The organism is Streptomyces sp. NPDC017940 (assembly GCF_044328435.1).
Lineage (GTDB): Bacteria > Actinomycetota > Actinomycetes > Streptomycetales > Streptomycetaceae > Streptomyces.
Genome location: NZ_JBIRHJ010000001.1, coordinates 940,275 through 960,785, shown reverse-complemented (window position 1 = coordinate 960,785; position 20,511 = coordinate 940,275). Strand labels below are relative to the sequence as shown.

Sequence of the window (20,511 nt, the reverse complement as noted above, 5' to 3'; positions counted from 1 at the left end):
AAACCCTCCAATCCCCCGAGGGCGCCCACCGACGGACCGTGACAGGGCTCGCGTCACCGGCGCCCCTTTTTCCGCCCGCTTCGAGACGTCCTTCGGGGCTGATTACGTGCAGCTTCTGGGCCCCGTTGCTGCGTGTCCGGTTTGCGAGGGAACGGTTTCACGCGCACAGACACAAGCGCTCCGGCGAGCAAGCCCTGTTCCCTTACTGCGTCGAGTAGTTGGGCTGCTTCGGCAGGCGAAGCCATAATGCGCTGGTGCTCGGTGCGATCATGGATTTCGAATCCGCAGCCGAAATAGACCATCGCGGCGCGGCCAGCGCGTGCTGCATTGCGCCAAGGTTCCGACGCCTGCACGAATGCGCGAGCTAGGACCGTACCGTCCGCGTGCCTAAGTATCACACCTTGACTGTTCAAGGTGAGGATCAACTGCTCGGCCGAGGGCACCGTGGGTACCGGCCCGATTAGGCGTCGCATCCCCTTGGTGCAGGCCCGCTGAATCTGCAACTCAACCGACTTGCCAGTCTCGGGCGACGTGACGGCAAGCATTGCGTTCGGCTGCAAAATCACCAGTGGTCTTGTCGTCGGAAGCCACTGATGCGCTTCTGGCAACAACACATCAATGTTCGAGGTCCCGTCGAGGACTCCGTAGACAGGGTCGGTTGACAAGGCCAGCACCGCATGGCAAGTAGCTGCTGCGTACGTAGCTGCCAGCATGGGCTCCTCCAAGAGGAGACCGCCATCGGCAGCCATGATAGTTTCCATTTCTTCCTGATACTTGCGCTCTATCATGTCTCCGAGGACTGCTGAAATCCGTGACATCAGGCCGCCGTAAATGCGCTCCCACACGCTGCTGGGGTCATGTGGATCCGTGAAGGTCTTGTCGTGGAGCTGGCCCATCAGCTCCACGAACCCTCTGCCCTGTAAATCTCCTTTCATGGCCCGCCAGCCGTCGTGCACCACCTGAAGCAGTAGGAACCGTGCATGATCGGTAGCTGTCTGGAGTGCCGGATTTTCACGGATGCCGGTCTCTTCCCAGAGGCGCCCAAGCAATTCGACCGCCTGCTGCTCACCCGTCACTACCCATTTCCAGGCACACTGGAAACCAACGTTATGCACGAGATGGTGGACGGCGAACCCATACAAGGTCCGAGAACCTGCGTAAGGCAGAAAATCAGCGAGCGCAGCATTCGCTTCCTCCCACCTGTCCTGCATAACAAAAGCCTCAACGAGCAGACGCTTCAAGTCCGCCGTGGTAGCTGCCCAGGGGTTGGGGCTCTGAGCCAGCGCGGCAGTGATGGCCTGCTCGGCGCGGTCAGCAGCACCACTGCTCAGCAGGTCTTGGATGTTGGTGAGATCTTTGACCGCCTGCGACGCCTCGGTGGGCGGCAACCTACGAGCCACTGCGCGGAAGCCCTTCAGCACCTTGGCAAGACCGTCGTCCGAGGCAATGCGTATCTGGGTCTGCAGCATCAGCAACGCCTCGGTGGCGAGGTCGGCGACTGCTGGGCCCAAAGGGTCAGGAAGCTGCTGAAGGTAGGCAAGTACAGGGCGCAGATGGGCAGTGAGCTTTTCAGCGGTATCGGTGTGCTGACGTAGCTGAGCGATGCGCGCCAGAACAGTGTGCTCCTGGGCCGCCAAGCTCTTATCCGGGTCACCAGCCCGACGAAGCCACTCCAGCTCCAGCTCCAGCAGCCTCTGCGCAGAATCGTATTGACCGTGGGCGTGATGGAAGGCGGCGAGGTTGCCCATGAGTAGCGACGTATACAAATCCGCTACCTCAGCTGCCTCAATGTGCCGGACCAGCACTGCCGCGTGCTGGGCTAATTCCCAGGCCCGTTCCGCTTGTCCGGTTTGCATGGCCCCGCGAAGCCAGCGGTCGGTGTGACTTGCCACTAGCGGCAACCCGTCAGAGGCGGTTTCGGACAGCCGCAGACGCTGCGCCAAGATCACCTGCAGCACCGCGTTCATCGACAAGGTGTCCTCACTGCCGGGGAATGCTTCCACGCGTACCGGCAGCGGCTCGTCGTACCGCACGAGGGAGACGTTGAGCAGCTCGCGGACCACTTCCCTGACTGGGGTATGAGCCTCGTCGAAAACCGCCCATCCCGGTGCTGGCGGCAGCTCCTCTGGTGCAATGAACGTTCCCGCCAGGGCTAGATGAACCGGTACCCGGCGCGGGCCAAGCCAGCACAAGGCAGCCAAGGTGTTCGACGTCTCCCGTAGAAGGTTCCTGGCCCGTGCCCCACTTACCAGGCGCTCAACGCTCAATGCGACAGCGGCCGCTAGGGTTCGGGGATAGCCAGTCGGCACCGAATCCTCATCGTCCGCAGCGCGCATGAGCAACGTATCCGCGTAGGCGGCGAGTCGGCCCACACCGATATCGCAGCTGACCAGATAGCCACAAGCGACTTCAATCGCCAACGGCCAGTGCTCCAGCGTCTGCGCCAGCTGTAACAATGGCGCCTCGTATTCCGTAGCTTCCTGCTCGTTCAATCCCAACCGCAGCCGTAGCAGTTGCATCGCTTCACCGCTGCTCATCGGGCTCAGTTCAATACGCCCCTGCACACTGCGCCAGTTCCCGCCCAGAGACGTTGCGATGACCCGGCCTCGTCCACGGCGCGGCAGCCACGGCGCAGCAGTGCGCGAGTTGGCGTCGTCGAACACCATTAGCCACGGGCCTGGCAGAGACTGCAACTGGGCGTGCACACGCTCCCGCAACAACTGCGGATCCGTCACCTCGGCCGGTTCACCGGAGCCGGTCAAGTGCGCCAGGACGCGGGCAAACGACGCGATTAACGATTCCTCGGTCTCCGCGTCCACCCAGTAGATCGCGTCGTAGCGGAATGCCTGATCAGCGATATGCGCCGCTGCCAGGCTGGACTTGCCCAGCCCCGATAGGCCCGTGATGACGCAAATCGCCGCATTCTCATCGCCGGTGTCAGGCGCGCCGAGGACGTCACGGATACGGTCCACCAGATCCGACCGCTCTACATCAGGCACCACCGGCATCTGCCCGTAGATGAGGCCAAAATCCTGTCGCCCCACGGCCGCGAGCAACTCCCCATCGCCCACCAGCACGCACCGCCGGAAGTCCTCTACATCCCAGCAGGCCAGGGCAGGGTCCACCGCCCGACGCATGACCTCCGCCACCAGATACCCCAACACCAGGCCACCGGACCGGTGCGAGAGCCCACAGCCCGCCTGCTCCCGCTGCCGGCGCAACGCGCTGCTGAGATCCTCACGCAGCTGCGCTTCACCTCGCCCGTCGAACTCGATCCTGGCTTGCCCCAGACGCTGCCATTGCTGTGCCGAGAGCGCCTCGCACAGACCCCACGCTGCCGGTGCCCGTGTCAGCAACTTCTTGATTTCCTCCTGCAGCACTGCGACGTCATCACCGTGGCGCCGAAGCAACTCGGCGAGCCGCAGGCAGCCTTCGTCCGGAACAGCTGACGTGATCAATCGGTACTCCCGGGCTTCGAACCCGGTGACCAGATGCACCAGCACCGAGACGGCCTCTCGTGCCCGGACCACCCGCGCTGAGCCAGCACTCTTGACCTGCACCGCCATCAGCGAACGACCGGCAGCATCGACCAGGTCAAAGTCGACCGCATCCACACGCTGAAACGAGACCGTGTCCCCGGGGCCTTCAATACGGCAGGCGGTGACCTCTGTGTCTCTCATGCTGGCCAGCAGCGCCTCTACTGTGCGCAGGTACTGGTACTGGAACCCCCGAGCAGCAACCCGCCCACCATCCAACGCCACGCAACGCCCCCTGCGTCGAAGCCGATCCGTAACATCAGATTACGCACAGCCACTGACAGCACCCTGCTTTCGATGAACTCCGGCCCTCGGCGGACGTCAGGGGGTGCACGACGGAGTTAACCGACCGCCCATCCGCAGGTACACGGCGATCGTTAGCATCGCGAGATCCAACTATTGCCGCGCCTATGTGCACCCGTTGTGCACCGGTCCGCCTCGGTGGGTCGCATCCATGCTGGTCAGAGGTTGCTCCATGCTGTACTTCGACCTCTAGTAGACCCCCCAGGTCGGAGCGGGGTTCCGTTCGCCTGGGCCGTCTGTGGGCCGTTGGCCGTGTTCCTCCCGCTCCGGGCAGGGCACGGCCGGCGGCCCTTTCCGTGGGGCTCGGGGGCGGAGACGGCGGCGGCCCGGGCCGCCGCCGGGCGCGGGCCCGGGCCGCAGGTGGGGCCGCCCGCCGGTGGCCCCGCCTCCTCACCGTCGGTCGGTCGTCAGCACGTGCGGCCGACGTAGTGCGCGCCCTGGATCTTGCTTGCCGAGCCCAGCCAGGTCTTGCCGGGGCCGACGCAGCGCTCGTAGTCGGGTGCCAGGGCGACCCTGACGTGGATCACCACACGGGAGCCGTCCGACGTGCAGTGGTTGTAGTAGGCGTCGGACCCGGTCTCGTAGAAGCCGCAGGGGTCCGCGGCCACGGGGGTCGCGGTCGTGGTCACCATCCCGAGGGACGTGAGGGCGAGGGCGGTGGAGGCGAGGGCGCTGGTCAGCAGGCGTCGGACACGCACAGGGGCTCCTTTTCAGGGGGCGAAAGGGACCGGGGCGGGGAGGGGGTACTCCGCCGACCTGGGTCGGGCGTCGCCTGAGAATGGCAGTCCCGGCGCGGTGCGGGCCGCGCGAACGCCGTGGTGTTCACCCGGAGGATCGTTCTCCCTGCGCCGATCGGATGGATTCGTTCCGGTTGTCGGCCCGGCGGAGTCGTTTTCTGCCTGTGGCTCGCCGGGCGCCTGTGGCTTGGTGCGACGTCTGTGTCTCGGCGGGACGCCTGTGGCCTGGCGGGGGCGCCTACGCCTCGGCAGACCCCGGCCGCGTCTCCGTCAGCGCCCTCGCCGCCAGGCGCTTCGGTGCCTGTACGCAGTAGCTCTCCGTCAGGAGTTCCCGCACCTCGTCCCACTCCGTGGCCCCGTCCAGGCGCATGCCGACCACGTTCGCGCCCCACGACATCCGGAAGAACGGTGCGCCCGCGCTCGTCAGGGCCTCGAACTCCTCGCCGTCGGAGCGGAACGTGAGGGTCGTCGACAGGCCCGGCGTCGTCGCCAGGGCGCGGGCCGCCGGTGCCGACGAGCGGCTCAGGTCGGTGCGGTAGACGTGAGCGAAGGTCCGGGTGCGGATGCGCCAGCGGACACCCGTCCACGCCGGTTCCTCGTATGCGTCGGGGAAGCCCAGGCACACGGCGCGGAGGCGGGCGAGGGTGTCCGGCGGGACCTCGTCGTCCATCGGTGCGTCGGCCCTCGTCGGTGCGGCAACCGTCGACGGTGCGGCAGCCGTCGACGCGGCGTGCGCGGGGGCCGTGAATCTTCCGGGGGTCTTCATCGTCGTGAGTCTAGGAGCGCAGGAACCTTACCGACGGGCGGTCCAGCGGATCGGCCGGGTCCGGCGGCGTCACCCGCGCCCGTACCCCGTACACCTGCGAGATCAGCGGTTCGGTGATGACCTCGGCAGGGGTGCCGTGCGCGTACGCCCTGCCCTCCTTGAGTACGAGGATCTCGTCGCAGAACATCGCGGCCAGGTTCAGGTCGTGCAGCGCGATCACCGTGGTCACGGGGAGCGAGACGATCAGGTTCAGGAGGTCCAGTTGGTGCTGGATGTCCAGGTGGTTGGTGGGCTCGTCGAGGAGCAGTTCGCGCGGGTCCTGGGCCAGGGCCCGCGCGATGTGGGCGCGCTGGCGTTCGCCGCCGGACAGGGTGTGCCAGGACTGGTCCGCCCGCTCGGTCAGGGAGGTGCGGGCGAGGGCGTCCTCGACCGCCCGGTCGTCCTCGGGGGTGCCGCCCGACCACGGCCTGCGGTGCGGGATCCGGCCGAGCGCCACCACGTCCCGTACGGTCAGCTCGACCTGTGTCGTGGCGTGCTGGTCGACCACCGCGAGGCGGCGGGCCGTCGTCCTGCGGCCGAGGCGCGGCAGCGGTACGCCGTCCAGCGTGACCACGCCCGTCGCGGGCGCGAGGACCCCCGAGAGCAGGCGCAGCAGCGTGGACTTGCCGGAACCGTTCGGGCCGAGGAGGCCCACCGTGCTGCCCGGCCGGGGCGCGAGGGTGATGCCGTCGACGATCAGACAGCCGCCCGCCCGGTGCGCGACCCGCTCCGCCGCGAGCCCCACCGGTGCGGCAACCTCCGCGGACGCGGAAGCCTCCGTGAGCGCAGCAACCCCCGTCCCCCCAACCCCCTCCCCGCACCCCGTCACGCGCCCCTCCTCGTCCGGTACAGCACGACCACGAACGCCGGTACGCCGATCAGTGATGTCACCACGCCCACCGGCACCTCCTGCGGGTCGAGGACCGTGCGGGCCAGGGTGTCCACCCAGATCAGGAAGATCGCGCCCGCGAGTGCCGTCACCGGCAGCAGCCGGGGGTGCCCCGCGCCCGCGACCGCCCGGGCCGCGTGCGGCAGGACCAGGCCCACGAAGCCGATCGCCCCGGCGCTGCTGACCAGGACCGCCGTCAGGAGTGCCGTCGTACAGAGCAGGACGACACGCACCCGGCCCACCCGTACGCCGAGGGTCGCCGCCGCGTCCTGGCCGAACGCGAAGGCGTCCAGGGTCCTCGCGTGCGGCAGGAGGACGGTGAGCGCGACGAGGAGGACCGCGGCGCACAGCCACACGTCCGTCCAGCCCGCTCCGCTGAGGGAGCCGAGGAGCCAGAACAGGACGCCGCGCGTCGTCTCCGCGTCGGCGGCCGTCAGGACGACGAAGGAGGTCAGGGAGGAGAAGAGCTGCATCGCCGCGACGCCGGACAGGACCACGCGGTCGATGGTGTCGCCCAGGGTGTGGCTGAGGAGGAGGACCAGGGCGAAGGAGAGTACGGCGCCGATGAAGGCGCCCGCGGACACCGTCAGGACTCCCCCGCCGACCCCGAGGACCACCACGGCCACGGCACCGGTGGACGCGCCGGAGGAGACACCGAGGACGAACGGGTCCGCGAGCGGGTTGCGGAGCAGCGCCTGGAGCACCGCCCCGCACACCGCGAGGCCCGCCCCGCACACCGCGGCGAGGACCGTGCGCGGCATCCGCAGGTTCCACACGATGCCGTCGCGGATCGGCGTCAGCTCCGGCTCGCCCCAGCCGAGGTGCGCCGCCACCGCCGACCACACGTCCGGTACGGAGATGTCGGCCGGGCCGATGGTGACGGCCGCCGCGAGGGAAAGGAACAGCGCCGCGAGCCCGGCGAGCCAGAGGAGGACCACCCGCGGCCCCGCGCCGCCCCGCGACCGGACACGCGGCGGCTCGGCGGAACGCCTCACCGCCCGCTCACTTCGCCAGGCCGAACCGGCGCAGTCCCGCCGCGACCTGTTCGATGCCGTCGACGGTGCGGATCGTCGGGTTGAGCGCCTGGCCGCTGAGCAGGACGTACCGCTTCTTCTTCACGGCCGTGAGGTTCTTCGTGGCCGGGTTGGACTCCAGGAACTCGATCTTCTGGCGGGCGCTCTCCGCGGACTGGGACCTGCGGGTGAGGTCGCCGACGACCAGGACGTCGGGGTCGCGGTCGGCGACGGTCTCCCAGTTGATCTGGGGCCACTCCTCGCGGGTGTCGGCGAAGGCGTTCTTCGCGCCGAGCTCGCGGGTGATGATGCCGGGCGCGCCGCAGCAGCCCGCGATGTAGGGGGCCTCGGAGTTGGCGAACCAGTACATGAGGGTGGTGTCGGAGGCGTCAATGGACCTGCTCGCCCGCGCGGTGCGCGACTTCAGGTCCGCGATCAGCTTCTCGCCCCGCCCGCGTACGTCGAAGACCCGCGCGAGGTCGCGGATCTCGCCGTACACGGTGTCCATGGTGAGGGTCTTGGTACGGGTGCCGTCGTCGTCGCCCGCGTTGTCCTTGCCCGCGCAGTCGGTGGGCGAGACGTAGACGGGCACACCGAGGTCGGTGAACTTGGCGCGGTCGGCGACGCCGCCCTTGCCGACCGTGTAGAGGAACGACGCGCTGACGAAGTCGGGTTCCTCGTCGAGCACCTTCTCCAGCGACGGATAGCGGTCCGCGAGCCGCGGGACCTTGGCGTTGTCCTTCCGCAGGCCCTTCAGGACAGGGTCCGTCCAGGTGCCGGTGCCGGCCATGCGGTCGGCGAGGCCGAGGGAGAGCAGGATCTCGGTGGAGCCCTGGTCGAGGGAGACGGCGCGCCGGGGCGGCGCGGGCACCTCGGTCCTCTCGCCGCACGCGGTGAGGGTGAGCGGGTAGCCGGGCGGCGCCTTGTCCGACCGCTTCGCGGACGAGCCGCCGCCGCACGCGGTGAGCAGGACGAGTCCGGCGCTCAGCAGGGCGGCACCGGCACGTGTACGGATACGACGAGTACGTGGACGGGAACGCGTGCGGGTGCGAGTGCGCGTACGCGTACGGGTGCGGGTGCGGGTGCGAACTGTACGGCGGACGATCGTGGACACACGTCTTCCCGAGTCTCAGGGCTCATGCGCGGAGCCTGGTCTGCGAAACCCCGCCGCCCGTGCGGACGGCGGTGCCAGCAGGTCTTCGGACTCGGGTTCGTCCGGGCGGGGCCGCCTTCCCAGGGGTACGGGCCCCCAGTGGCCGCTGGCCTCGCCCGTCCCCCTCACCGCTGCGCGTCAGTTCCGGTCTCGCACCGGATTCCCCGACCCTGGTACGGGTACGACTGGCGTCCGCAAGCTATCACCCCGGGCGGACGTCATGGCTGGTCGGGGCGGGGCTCCCCGGCGTAGGTGCCGAAGGACCACTTGTTGCCCTCGGGGTCCGCGACGCTGAACTCACGGCTGCCGTACGGCCGTTCCTGGAGCTCGCGGACCACCTTCACCCCGGCTTCGGTGAGCCTGCGGTAGAGGTCGTCGACGTGGGCGGTGACGACGTACGCGCTGAACGTGCCCGGCGCCGTGCACCACTCGGCCGCCGCCGGATCGTAGCTGCCGAACATGACACCGCCGCCCTCGGGCCAGTCGAGCTGGGCGTGGGCGACGCGGCCCGCGTCCTCGAACACGGCGGTGCGCAGGAACCCGACCGTGCCGACGAGGAAGTCGATCAGGGCGGGGGCGTCATGGGCCTGGAAGGCCGGCCAGACGTCGGGGGCGCGACGGTTCGCCGTCTTGGATGTGCTGGGTGCGTTCTGGGTGCTTTCGTCGGTGTTCATGGGTCCAAGTCTTCGCCGCCGCCGTGCGCCCCGGCTTGGATATTCCGGCACTCCTCCGCCAGCCAAGCGGTGGGGCTCGCGTCTGTGTACTGGCGGAAGTCCCGTACCAGGTGGGAGTGGTCGTAGTACCCGCAGTCGGCGGCGATCCCGGCGAGGTCGGGGCGCGCGCCCGCGGCGACGGCGCGCACGGCGGCCGTCTTGGCGTGCTGGAAGCGCATCAGGCGGGCGGCCTGCTTGGGGGTGACGCCGGTCTCGGCGCGGAACAGCGCGGACAGGCGGCGCTCGCTGAGCGCGACGTGGGCGGACAGGCCGCGCAGGGTGCCCGCGCCCCGGTGCCTGGCGAGCCACGACCAGGCTTCGGTGATCTCGGGCCGTACCGCGCCGGTGCGCCCGGCGGCGGCCGTGCGGCGGGCCAGGTAGGCGTTCAGGAGGGCGAAGCGGCCCTCCCAGGAATCCAGTTCGCAGAGGCGTTCGCGGACGTCGGCGGCCATGCGGCCGAGGACGTCGGCGCCCTCGACGACCATCGGGCCCGCGAGTTCGGCTGCGGGCAGGCCGAGCAGGGCGCGGGCCGCGAGCGGGTGCACGGCCAGCTGGATGCCGGACTCGTGCTCGGGCTGGACGACGTAGGCGGGGCTCTGGTGCAGGCCGCCGACGACGATGTCGGTGCGCGCGGCGTCGGGTCCCGTCGCCTCGCCGGGGGTGCGGCCGGTGACGACGGGGCCGTCCAGGGAGAAGATCAGCGTCAGGTACGGGGACGGCAGACCGCGGTGGAGTGCGGTGCCGCCGCCCTGTCTGCGGTAGCCGACGGCTGACACGACGGTGCCGCCGGGCGGGGGCGCGGCCCGGACGAACTCGCCGGACGCGGGACCCGTGACTGAGGAGCCCATGGAGCCATTGTGCGGGCGCGCGCGAGGGCCTGTCGTCCCGCAGGGCCACCCGCGCTGGCGGTGACGCCGGAGCAGCTCGGGCAGTCCCGCTGCGGGCGCGCGGGGCGCCGTGGGCCGGAGGCGGGCCGGTCCACGGCGTCCTGGCGCGTCAGCGGCTGTAGCGCATCAGGGCTCGCACCATGTGGCACGTGGTGTCCGACGGCGGGTGGATGCCGACCGTCTCGGCCATGGAGCGGATCCGGATGTTGCTCGCCTGGTTCGGGACCAGGACGCCCGCGTCGAGCAGGGCTATGGCCAGGCGCATCGCCTTGAGGCGGCGGTTGTGGGTGATGTACCAGTCGCGGGGGCGGCCGGGGGGCAGGGGGCGCTTCTCCAGTGGGACGTACGGAACGTCGCAGAGCGTGGGGTGGTCCGGGCGGGCCGCGCGGGACATGCGTGACGAGCGGGCGGCGGGGGACGTGCGGGAGCGGGTGGTGGCGGACTTCGACGGCGGTGCGGCAGCGGGCACAGGCATCCTCCTGTCGCGTTCAGGAACCCTCACGGGCCCCCTCGAACATTGCTTCCATTCTACGTCCCCGCACTGACAACGGCCGCTCCACGAGCCGTCAATCTTCCCTGGCCAGAGGGGGTTTGAGGGCCTGTGGGGCGGGTGGTTCACAGGTAGCCTGTACGGCATGGAGATCTGGATCAACCCGGCCTGTTCGAAGTGCCGCAGCGCCCTCTCGCTGCTCGACGCGGAGGGCGCCGACTACACCGTGCGCCGCTACCTGGAGGACGTGCCGAGCGCCGACGAGATCCGGGGCGTGCTCGGCCGCCTCGGTCTCGAACCCTGGGACATCACCCGCACCCAGGAGGCCGCCGCGAAGGAGCTCGGCCTGAGTGACCGCGTCCGTTGGCCGCGAGACGCGTCGGGGCGCGAGGCCTGGATCGAGGCCCTCGCCGCCCACCCGGAGCTCATCCAGCGGCCGATCATCACGGCGGACGACGGCACCGCGGTGGTCGCCCGCACGGAGGAGTCGGTACGGGACGCGCTCTCCCGCTGAGGGCCGCGACCGCCCGCCGCCGCCGGTAACACGGGGTTCACGAACGGGCAACGGACGGGAAATCACGCGTTGACAGGGTGCGGACATCACCACGGACCGCAGCACCCGCACCGCTGCGCCGTACCGAGCGTCAAAGGATGGGCCCGTGACCTCCAAGGCTGAGTACATCTGGATCGACGGCACCGAGCCGACGGCGAAGCTGCGGTCGAAGACGAAGATCCTGGCCGCCGACCAGCACCCGGCGAGCGGCGCCGCGCTGCCGATCTGGGGGTTCGACGGCTCGTCCACCAACCAGGCCGCGGGCCACGCCTCGGACCGCGTGCTCAAGCCGGTCGCCCACTACCCGGACCCGATCCGCGGCGGCGACGACATCCTCGTGCTGTGCGAGGTCCTCGACATCGACATGACGCCGCACGCGTCCAACACCCGGGCCGCGCTCGCCGAGGTCGCGGAGCGGTTCGCCGACCAGGAGTCGATCTTCGGCATCGAGCAGGAGTACACGTTCTTCAAGGGCTCCCGCCCCCTCGGCTTCCCCGAGGGCGGGTTCCCGGCGGCGCAGGGCGGCTACTACTGCGGCGTGGGCGCGGACGAGATCTTCGGCCGTGACGTCGTCGAGGCGCACCTGGACAACTGCCTCAAGGCGGGCCTCGGCATCTGCGGCATCAACGCCGAGGTGATGCCGGGCCAGTGGGAGTTCCAGGTCGGCCCGCTCGCCCCGCTGGAGGTCTCCGACCAGCTGTGGGTGGCCCGCTGGCTCCTGTACCGCACCGCGGAGGACTTCGGCGTCACCGCGACCCTCGACCCGAAGCCGGTCAAGGGCGACTGGAACGGCGCGGGCGCGCACACCAACTTCTCCACGAAGGCCATGCGCGAGGGCACCGCAGGTGCCGACGGGTACGCCGCGATCATCACCGCGTGCGAGTCGCTCGGCGAGGGCTCCAAGCCGATGGACCACGTGAAGAACTACGGCGCGGGCATCGACGACCGCCTCACCGGTCTGCACGAGACGGCCCCCTGGAACGAGTACAGCTACGGCGTCTCCGACCGCGGTGCCTCCGTCCGCATCCCGTGGCAGGTCGAGAAGGACGGCAAGGGCTACATCGAGGACCGCCGCCCGAACGCCAACGTCGACCCGTACGTGGTGACGCGGCTGCTGGTCGACACCTGCTGCGCGGCCCTCGAGAAGGCCGGACAGGTCTGACCCGGAAGCCTCCCCCTCGGGGCCGCACCCCCATCCGGATCCCGCCCGGGGCGTCCACCTTCGCGGTGGGCGCCCCGAAGGCGTTACGGAGCAGTCGGAGACGTCACGGAGGAGTCCAAGGGCGGGCCGGGGCGGCCCGGTTCGGGGCGAGCGCGGGGCCGGCGTTCGTCCCAATGTGCGAGAGGGATCCGCCGGTCCCGCGCCCATCTGCTTGAATGGGGCCATGGGCAGCTTCCAGAACACCGCGACGGGTCGTCATGACCTCGAGCCCTTCTGGCCTTCCCGGCAGCATCACGACTTCGACCGGGTGTGTTGCCGCGCGCTGAACGCGCGGGCCCTCTGAAGCCGTTTCCCGGCCTCCGGCCTGACGCGCACGACGTACGTCCTAGACGACTCCTTAGCGCGAAAGAGCTGACTCATGGCGAACTCCCGTACTTTCTCGACCGCCACCGCCACCGCGAGTGCCCCCGCCACCGCGCCGGCCGCCGCCCGCGGCGGCGCTCCCTCGGCCCGGGGCAGACTGCGCGCCGTGGCCCCCGGCGAGGTGGCCCAGGTCTCCGGCCTCGCCGACATCTCGGGCTTCCTGCCGCCGGGCGCGACCCTGCTGCCCGCCCCCCAGCACGCCCTGCCCGTCCAGCCCGGGCAGCCCCCGATGATCGGCTACCTGGTGCTGCTGCCCGCGGGCCAGGAGCACCTCGCCGCGGGCCCCGACGCCCCCGGAGCAGGGCCGCCCGGGGCCACGGACGGCCGCGGCCCCGTCCACGTCGACCCCGCACGGCGCTCCGCGTACGTCGAGGGGGAGCAGCTCGACCTCACGTACCTGGAGTTCGAGCTGCTCGCCCACCTGGTCGCGCATCCGCACCGGGTGCACACCCGCGACCAGCTGGTGACGACGGTGTGGGGCTACGGGCACGTGGGCGACGGGCGGACCGTCGACGTCCATGTCGCCCGGCTGCGGCGCAAGCTCGGTGCCGAGCACCGCAAGACCATTCAGACGGTGCGGCGGGTGGGGTACAAGTACGCGCCGCCGACGCCGCCGACCGCGGGCTGACGCCCGGCCCGCTCCCCGGGGCCTCCCCCCTGCTCCCGGCCGCCGACTGCCGCCCCCGCGCGGCGAAACGGTTCTTCTGTTGGCGGAATCCGGTTCCCCCGCGGCCTGTTCCGGCGTCAGAGTCGCCCCTATGAGACTTCTGATGCTGGGCGGTACGGAGTTCGTGGGCCGGGCCGTCACGGAGGCGGCGCTCGCCCGCGGCTGGGACGTGACGGTCTTCCACCGCGGGCGGCACGCGGCGCCGGACGGGGTGCGGGTCGTGCACGGGGACCGCACGACCGCCGAGGGGCTCGCGGCGCTCACCGACGACGGCGGCACGTGGGACGCCGTCGTCGACACCTGGTCGGGGGCGCCGCGTGCCGTCCGGGACGCGGCGCGGGTGCTCGCCGGGCGGGCCGGACGCTTCGTGTACGTGTCGAGTGCCTCGGTCTACCGCTACCCCGGCACCGCCGGTTCGGACGAGTCGTACCCCCTGGTGGACGGGGATCCGGACGCCGGTCAGGTGGCGTACGCGGAGGACAAGCGCGGGGGCGAGCTGGCGGCGGAGGAGGCCTTCGGGGCGGAGCGGACGCTGCTCGTGCGGGCCGGTCTGATCCTCGGCCCCTACGAGAACGTCGGGCGGCTGCCGTGGTGGCTGGGCCGGGTCGCCCGGGGCGGGCCCGTCCTCGCGCCCGGACCGCGCGACGCCGCGATCCAGTACGTCGATGTGCGCGACCTCGCCGAGTGGACGCTGGACGCGGTGGCGGCCGGGCTGAGCGGGCCGTACAACGTCGTCTGTCCCGTGGGGCACGTGACGATGGGCGAGCTGCTCGAAGCGTGTGTGGACGTGGCAGGCGGGCCCGGTGCCGAGCTGCGGTGGGTCGCGCCCGAGGTGGTTCTCGACGCGGGCATCGCGCCCTGGGAGGAGCTGCCGGTGTGGCTGCCGCCGGGTGAGCTGTACGACACGATGCACGACACCGCCGTCGGCAAGGCGCTGGCCGCCGGTCTGCGGTGCAGGTCCGTCGGCGAGACCGTGTCCGGTACGTTCTCCTGGCTCCAGAGCCTTGGTGGGGTCGCCCCCCAGCGGCCCGACCGGCCCCGTAAGGGGCTCGACCCGGAACGGGAGCGGGCGGTGCTCGGACTCTAGGCCCGAGGCTGCTCCCCCCGCGCGGTACGGCTGGCCGCCCGCGTCGACGTCGCCGTCCGCTCGGGCCGTGCCCCCGTCCCCGAGCTCTCGGCTTCGCCAGAGCAGGGGGCGCCCCACCCGCCCCCGCGGGGCAAGTGGGGCGCCCCCCGGCCGCGGGGGCCGGGTCAGGCGGGTTGCCGGGTGGGAGTGGGGCGCGCCGCCGCGGGGGCGGGCACTTCGTGGGAGACCTGGGGCAGCCACCTCAGGTACCGCGGGGTGTGCCAGTTGCGCTCACCGAGGAGACTCATGAGGGAGGGCAGCAGCACCATGCGGACAACGGTCGCGTCGAGCAGGACGGCCACCCCGAGCCCGACCCCCATCTGCTGCATGTCCTGCATGGACAGCGTGCCGAAGACGGCGAACACCGCCACCATGATGACCGCGGCCCCGGTCACCGCACCGGCCGTCCGCGTGATCCCCTCCCGGATGGCGTCCGCGTTGCCGAGCCCCCGGTCCCTGGCCTCACGGATGCGGGACACCACGAACACGTGGTAGTCCATCGACAGGCCGAAGAGGACCACGAGCACGAACAGCGGCATCCAGTTCTCGATGGCCCCGACCTTCTCCGAACCGACCAGCGACGCGCCCCAGCCGTGCTGGAAGACGGCCGTCATCACCCCGTACGCGGCCCCCACGGACAGCAGGTTGAGGACGATGGAGGTCACCGCGATGACGACGGAGCGGAAGCTGACCAGCATGAGCAGGAAGGTGACGGCGGCGATGAAGACGAAGACCGGCACGATGCCCCTGCCGAGCTGATCGGTGAAGTCCTCGGACTCGGCCAGGTCCCCGCCGACGTACGCGGTGAGAGCGGTGCCCGTACCGGCGCGCACGTCCCGTACGTCGGCACGCAGCGCGGCCAGTGCCTTCCTGGCGTCCGCGCCGGTTCCGTCGCCGGGCAGCGGCACCGTGATCTCGGCGACGTCCTGCCGTTCGTGGACGGTGAGTTCGGCGCCCTCGCCCGCCCTGCGCGTCAGCTCCCGCAGCGCGTCCCGTGCCGCCGGGGCGCGGATGTCGTCCGCCTCGGCCACGACGCGGGCGGGTGCGGGGCCGCCGGGGAACTCCGCGGTGATCTCACGGAAGGAGACCGAGAGCGGCGCGTCGGAGCCGAACTGCTTCTCCAGGCCCAGCTGCTCGGTCTTCATGCCGAGCGCGGGCGCTGCCAGGGCGAGCAGCAGGGCGGTCGCGGCGACGGCGAAGAACGCGGGCTTGGCCAGTACCGGCTTGAGCAGTGATCCCGCGAGGGAGCCGCCGGCGTGGACGCCCTTCTTGGCGCGGCGGTTGAGGAAGGGGATGCGTCCGGCGTCGATGCGGTCGCCGAGCCAGGCGAGCAGCGCGGGCAGCACCGTCACGGACCCGAGCATGGCCACGCAGACGACGAGGACGGTGGCGACCGCGAAGCCCTTGAACAGGAGCAGACCGGACAGGAACATGCCCGCCATGGCGACCATGACCGTCAGGCCCGACACCAGGACGGCGCGTCCGCTGGTGGCCGCCGCGATCCTGAGGGCCGTCTCCGCGTCGTGCCCCGCGGCCCGCTCGTCGCGCTCGCGGCGCAGGTAGAACAGGCAGTAGTCGACGCCTACGGCGAGGCCCATCAGGAACATCACGGAGAACGTGGTCTCGAACAGGTGCAGCGAGTGGCTGGCGAGGGAGAGCAGGCCGAAGGCGGCCACGCACGCGGTCAGGGCGAGCCCGACGGGCAGCAGCGCGGCCACGACGGCGCCGAAGGCGACCAGCAGGATGCCGAGCGCCAGCGGCACGGCCGTGAACTCGGCCTTCCTCAGGTCGTCGGCGAGCAGGTCATTGAGGTGCTTCTCGGAGCTCGCGTCGCCGAACTGGTGGACGGTGATGCCGCGTTCCGCGCCCGCGTCCTTCGCCTCGCCGACCGCGTCGAGCACCGGCTGCACCCGGTCGGCGGCCTCGTCGGACGCGCCCTTCATCTCGAAGCGGAGGAGTGCCTCCTTGCCGTCCTCGGAGGGCAGCGGCTCCTTCATCCCGGTCACCCTGCCGGTCCGCTCCAGGGCGCGGGACAGGTCGGCGGCCGCGTCCCGCCAGGCGCCGGGCGACTTCGCGCCGACCATGACGAGTTCGCCCGCGGGCTCGTCGATGCCGGCGTCGTCGAGGATCTTCGTGGCCTTCGCCGAGTCGCCGGTGCCCATCTCGTCGTCGGTGGCCGTGACCGTACCGGTCGCACCGCCGACGACCGTGGCGAGCACCACGAACAGCAGCCAGCCGAGGATCGCCGTCCTGCGGTGGTGTGCGCTCCACACCCCCAGTCGTGCCGCGAGGTTCTGCCTCTTGGCGCCCATGTCCTTCGCCCCCAGTCGAGTAAGCGTGCAACAAGCCGAGCTGACGTGGATCACGCTAGGAAGGAGCGCGGCGCGGCCCCAGCCGCCGAGACCCCCTGTGGGTGAAGCACAGGGCGAGGCCCGGGGGTGTTGCCGGCACCACCCTGGGACGGGTGCGAGGCCCCGTGCCCCCGGCCCCGGTGACCAGCGAGAATGTTCGCGTGCCGGTACACAGGCCGGGTACGGGCCGCACGGAGGAGAGGGACAGCATGAGGACGTCGAGGGTGCGCGAGGCGCTGTTGTCGGGGGCGCGCGGCCTGTATCTGGCCGTCGCCACCCTTGCCGGGTCGATCACGCTGTTCGTGCTCTCGGTCGTGTCGATCGTGCTCATCCCGCTCGGCGTCGGTGTCTTCACGACCCCGGTGGTCCTCGCGGCGGTCCGGGGCTACGCGAACACGCGCCGCTCCCAGGCGCAGGCGTGGACGGGCATCCGGATCCCGAGCCCGTACGGGAAGCGGTCCGGCGGCGACCCGGGCGGTGTCGTCGGCCAGGTCGCGCGCTGCACGCGGCTGCTCAAGGACCCGGCGACCTGGCGGGATCTACAGTGGCTCCTCGTCGACATGACGGCGGGCTTCGTCTCCGTCGTCCTCGCGCCCGCGCTCGTGCTGTATCCGGTGTACGGCTGGGTGCTCGCCCTCGGCGTCTGGAAGCCGATCCACAGCGCGGGCGGCGGCGAGTGGTACGGCTTCATCCACGTCGTCTCGCAGTCGGCGGCGAACGGTGCCGCGGCGCTCGGCACGGCGCTCGCCGTCCTCGCCCTCTTCCTCAACCCGGCCATCGTGCGCGGTCACTTCCTCCTGGCCCGCACCCTGCTCGCCCCCACCGCCGCCATGCGCGAGCGCGAACTGGCGCGGCGCGTGGGCCGCCTGGAGGAGACCCGCCACGACGCGGTGGACAGCTCCGCCGCCGAGCTGCGCCGCATCGAGCGGGATCTGCACGACGGCGCGCAGGCCCGGCTCGTCGCCATGGGCATGGACCTCGGCACGATCGAAGCCCTGGTCGAGAAGGACCCGGCGAAGGCCAAGGAGATGATCGCCAAGGCCCGGCAGAACTCCGGCGAGGCCCTGACCGAGCTGCGCGACCTGGTCCGCGGCATCCACCCGCCGGTGCTCGCCGAGCGCGGTCTCGGTGACGCGGTGAAGGCCCTCGCGCTGCGTCTTCCCGTACCCACGGACGTCGACGTGGAGCTGGCGGGCCGGGTCGGGGAGCCGGTGGAGGCGGCGGCGTACTTCGCGGTGAGCGAGACGCTGACGAACGCGGTGAAGTACGCGAACGCGGAGCGCATCTGGGTGGACGTGCACCACGCGGACGGCCATCTGCGCATCGCGGTCACCGACAACGGCAGGGGCGGCGCCGTCGTCGGCGGCGGGTCGGGCCTGAGCGGGATCGAACGGCGACTCGGTACATTCGACGGCGTACTGGCCGTCAGCAGCCCCGTTGGCGGTCCGACCATGGTGACCATGGAGATCCCTTGCGAGTTGTCCTAGCCGAAGACCTCTTTCTGCTGCGCGACGGCCTCGTGCGGATGCTGGAGGCATTCGACTTCGAGATCGCGGCGGCGGTGGAGACCGGGCCCGAGCTGACCCGGGCCCTGGCCGAGCTCGAACCGGACGTCGCCGTCGTCGACGTCCGGCTGCCGCCGTCCCACACCGACGAGGGGCTCCAGTGCGCGCTCGCCGCCCGCCGGGCACGCCCCGGCCTGCCGGTGCTTGTGCTCTCGCAGCACGTGGAGCAGTTGTACGCGCGTGAGCTGCTCGCGGACGGCAACGGCGGGGTCGGCTATCTCCTCAAGGACCGGGTCTTCGACGCGGAGCAGTTCGTCGACGCGGTGCGCCGGGTGGCCGCGGGCGGCACCGCGATGGACCCGACGGTCATCCAGCAGCTCCTGTCCCGGCGCGCCACCGACCAGCCCCTCGGCGCGCTCACACCGCGCGAGCGCGAGGTCCTGGAGCTGATGGCGCAGGGGCGGTCCAACGCCGCGATCGCCTCCCAGCTCGTCGTCACGGAGCGGGCCATCGCGAAACACACCTCCAACATCTTCGCGAAACTCGACCTGCCGGTGTCCGACGACGACAACCGCCGTGTCCTCGCGGTTCTCGCCTATCTCGATCAAGGGCGCTGACGCGCGCGCGTGGTGCCGGGGAGTTTTCTCCGGGCGCCGTTGAACGACGTGGACTGCTGATGCGTACGTAGTCCCATGGGACGTACCTCACGACGCACCTCACGAAAACGATCGAAGCTGGCCGGGCGGGCGATCACCGCGTCGGCGGCGCTCATCCTGGGCGGCGGCGGACTCGTCGCGGTGAATGTCTACGCGAATGCCGACGAGACCGGCGGCCGGTCGCCCGATGCCCGAACGCGGGCCCAGGCCCAGGAGCAAGGTGTCGGGCAGCGGGCGAGCACCATCAGCTGCCCGGACGTAGGCAATCAGCTGCCGGACGTTCCCCCGGGTGCCCGCGCCGAAGTCGACCGCGAACTCGCCGCCCTCGACAGCCAGCTCACCGACGCCTACGCGAAGTTCGCACAGGCCGGGGACAAGGATTCCGTACTCGGCCCGCTGGCGGAGCAGCGGCGACCCACCATCGAGAACATCCGCTCCGCGCTCGACCGGGACGGCAGCCCGCCGGAGGACCTCGGCGGGATGGTTGCCTGCACCCTCAAGGCCGACGACGACGACGGCGGCGCACGGCAGGGCAGCGTACCCGGTCAGGGGCAGGACCAGGGGCAAGAGCAGGGCCAGGGGCAAGAGCAGGGCCAGGGGCAGGGGCAGGCGGGGAACGGGCCCGCGGCCGGGGACTTCGTCGACATCACCTCCGTCCGGCCCAATGTCCGCAAGCCCCGCACCCAGCGCGGCGCGTCCCGCGGCACCTTCACCACCGACTGCGGAACGAACGAGAACGGAAAGTTCAACCCGGACAACGTCATCGTCGCGCCCGGTGTGAGCAATGGCGCGCACCACATGCACGACTACGTCGGAAATCAGGAGACCGATGCCTTCTCCGGCGACGGCGACCTCGCGAACGGTGACACCAGCTGCCGCGACCAGGGCGACAGGTCCACGTACTACTGGCCCGTTCTGCGGTTGCAGAACGGAAACGACGAGAACGACGCGGACGCGGACGGCGGCGGCCGGGACAAGAACGTCGGTGAGATCCAGACGCCGGACCAGGTCACGCTGAAATTCGCCGGAAGTCCGGTCGGCAAGGTCACCGCGATGCCGCGATTCCTGCGCATCATCACGGGCGACGCCAAGGCTTTCACCAATGGGAACGCGAATGCCAACGCCTCCTGGAGCTGCACCGGTTTCGAGAACCGGCAGCTGAAGGACAAATATCCGATCTGCCCCGACGGCAGCAAGGTCGTGCGCACCTTCACTTTCCAGAGCTGCTGGGACGGGCGGAACACCGACAGCGCCAACCACCGCACCCATGTGGCGTTCGCCGACCCGCGCAGCGGCCGCTGCCCGCGGGGCTTCCGCGCCATCCCGCAGTTGGTGCAGCGCGTCGTGTACGACGTACCGCCGGGGCCCGGCTTCGCCGTGGACTCCTTCCCCGAGCAACTGCACAAGCCCGTCACCGACCACGGTGACTTCATCAACGTGTTCGACCAGAGGCTGATGCGACGCGTCGTCAAGTGCATCAACGACGGCCGCCGCTGCGCCTGAGCCTTGACCTGCTCCCCTCCTCCCCCCGGGACTGCTGCG

17 protein-coding genes and 1 riboswitch are annotated in these 20,511 nt (G+C 70.8%); of the genes, 7 read left to right on the top strand and 10 right to left on the bottom strand.

Annotated features, from left to right (window positions below; genetic code table 11):
- Window positions 1-53 precede the first annotated feature (53 nt).
- From ACH4DX_RS03995 to ACH4DX_RS03955, 9 genes are all read right to left on the bottom strand, one after another.
- Window positions 54-3,761, bottom strand: coding sequence for a hypothetical protein (locus ACH4DX_RS03995; protein ID WP_398153892.1), 3,708 nt, complete (start codon window positions 3,759-3,761; stop codon window positions 54-56).
- A gap of 485 nt (window positions 3,762-4,246) precedes the next feature.
- On the bottom strand, window positions 4,247-4,537 hold the full coding sequence (locus tag ACH4DX_RS03990; protein ID WP_398153891.1) for a DUF6355 family natural product biosynthesis protein: 291 nt from the start codon (window positions 4,535-4,537) through the stop codon (window positions 4,247-4,249).
- A gap of 277 nt (window positions 4,538-4,814) precedes the next feature.
- Entirely contained in the window at window positions 4,815-5,342 is a 528-nt protein-coding gene (locus tag ACH4DX_RS03985) for an MmcQ/YjbR family DNA-binding protein (RefSeq protein WP_398117543.1), read from the bottom strand.
- Window positions 5,343-5,352: 10 nt separating this feature from the next.
- Complete coding sequence (locus tag ACH4DX_RS03980; RefSeq protein WP_398153890.1) at window positions 5,353-6,126, bottom strand: ABC transporter ATP-binding protein; 774 nt, start codon at window positions 6,124-6,126, stop codon at window positions 5,353-5,355.
- Between the two features lie 80 nt (window positions 6,127-6,206).
- Complete coding sequence (locus ACH4DX_RS03975) at window positions 6,207-7,265, bottom strand: FecCD family ABC transporter permease (protein ID WP_398153889.1); 1,059 nt, start codon at window positions 7,263-7,265, stop codon at window positions 6,207-6,209.
- A 7-nt stretch (window positions 7,266-7,272) separates the two neighbouring features.
- Window positions 7,273-8,298 (bottom strand): ABC transporter substrate-binding protein, encoded by a 1,026-nt coding sequence (locus ACH4DX_RS03970; protein ID WP_398154175.1) that lies wholly within the window; start codon window positions 8,296-8,298, stop codon window positions 7,273-7,275.
- A gap of 157 nt (window positions 8,299-8,455) precedes the next feature.
- Window positions 8,456-8,641, bottom strand: a riboswitch (cobalamin riboswitch).
- Between the two features lie 13 nt (window positions 8,642-8,654).
- Window positions 8,655-9,110, bottom strand: a complete 456-nt coding sequence (locus ACH4DX_RS03965) for a VOC family protein (protein ID WP_398153888.1) — start codon at window positions 9,108-9,110, stop codon at window positions 8,655-8,657.
- Window positions 9,107-9,997, bottom strand: a complete 891-nt coding sequence (locus ACH4DX_RS03960) for a helix-turn-helix domain-containing protein (protein WP_398153887.1) — start codon at window positions 9,995-9,997, stop codon at window positions 9,107-9,109. Before ACH4DX_RS03960 ends, ACH4DX_RS03965 begins: the two co-directional genes overlap by 4 nt.
- Before the next feature lie 148 nt (window positions 9,998-10,145).
- Window positions 10,146-10,430 (bottom strand): hypothetical protein, encoded by a 285-nt coding sequence (locus tag ACH4DX_RS03955; protein WP_398118079.1) that lies wholly within the window; start codon window positions 10,428-10,430, stop codon window positions 10,146-10,148.
- Window positions 10,431-10,671: 241 nt separating this feature from the next.
- On the opposite strand from ACH4DX_RS03955, the gene ACH4DX_RS03950 reads away from it, so the two are divergent.
- The 4 genes from ACH4DX_RS03950 to ACH4DX_RS03935 all read left to right on the top strand — a co-directional run bounded on the left by ACH4DX_RS03950 (window position 10,672) and on the right by ACH4DX_RS03935 (window position 14,418).
- Entirely contained in the window at window positions 10,672-11,040 is a 369-nt protein-coding gene (locus ACH4DX_RS03950) for an arsenate reductase family protein (RefSeq protein WP_398153886.1), read from the top strand.
- A gap of 145 nt (window positions 11,041-11,185) precedes the next feature.
- Window positions 11,186-12,241, top strand: a complete 1,056-nt coding sequence (gene glnII, locus ACH4DX_RS03945; protein WP_398153885.1) for a glutamine synthetase — start codon at window positions 11,186-11,188, stop codon at window positions 12,239-12,241.
- Between the two features lie 418 nt (window positions 12,242-12,659).
- Window positions 12,660-13,292 (top strand): winged helix-turn-helix domain-containing protein, encoded by a 633-nt coding sequence (locus ACH4DX_RS03940; RefSeq protein ID WP_398153884.1) that lies wholly within the window; start codon window positions 12,660-12,662, stop codon window positions 13,290-13,292.
- 130 nt (window positions 13,293-13,422) lie between these two features.
- The gene (locus ACH4DX_RS03935) at window positions 13,423-14,418 is read left to right on the top strand and encodes an NAD-dependent epimerase/dehydratase family protein (protein WP_398153883.1); all 996 of its coding nucleotides are present in this window, start codon (window positions 13,423-13,425) and stop codon (window positions 14,416-14,418) included.
- 164 nt (window positions 14,419-14,582) lie between these two features.
- Here the strand turns inward: ACH4DX_RS03935 and ACH4DX_RS03930 are convergent, their stop codons facing one another.
- Entirely contained in the window at window positions 14,583-16,769 is a 2,187-nt protein-coding gene (locus ACH4DX_RS03930; protein ID WP_398153882.1) for an MMPL family transporter, read from the bottom strand.
- Window positions 16,770-17,017: 248 nt separating this feature from the next.
- Between ACH4DX_RS03930 and ACH4DX_RS03925 the strand changes: the two genes are divergently transcribed.
- The 3 genes from ACH4DX_RS03925 to ACH4DX_RS03915 all read left to right on the top strand — a co-directional run bounded on the left by ACH4DX_RS03925 (window position 17,018) and on the right by ACH4DX_RS03915 (window position 20,472).
- Entirely contained in the window at window positions 17,018-18,295 is a 1,278-nt protein-coding gene (locus tag ACH4DX_RS03925) for a sensor histidine kinase (RefSeq protein ID WP_398153881.1), read from the top strand.
- Window positions 18,280-18,930, top strand: a complete 651-nt coding sequence (locus ACH4DX_RS03920; protein ID WP_398117521.1) for a LuxR C-terminal-related transcriptional regulator — start codon at window positions 18,280-18,282, stop codon at window positions 18,928-18,930. Before ACH4DX_RS03925 ends, ACH4DX_RS03920 begins: the two co-directional genes overlap by 16 nt.
- A gap of 75 nt (window positions 18,931-19,005) precedes the next feature.
- On the top strand, window positions 19,006-20,472 hold the full coding sequence (locus ACH4DX_RS03915) for a DUF1996 domain-containing protein (RefSeq protein ID WP_398153880.1): 1,467 nt from the start codon (window positions 19,006-19,008) through the stop codon (window positions 20,470-20,472).
- Window positions 20,473-20,511 lie beyond the last annotated feature (39 nt).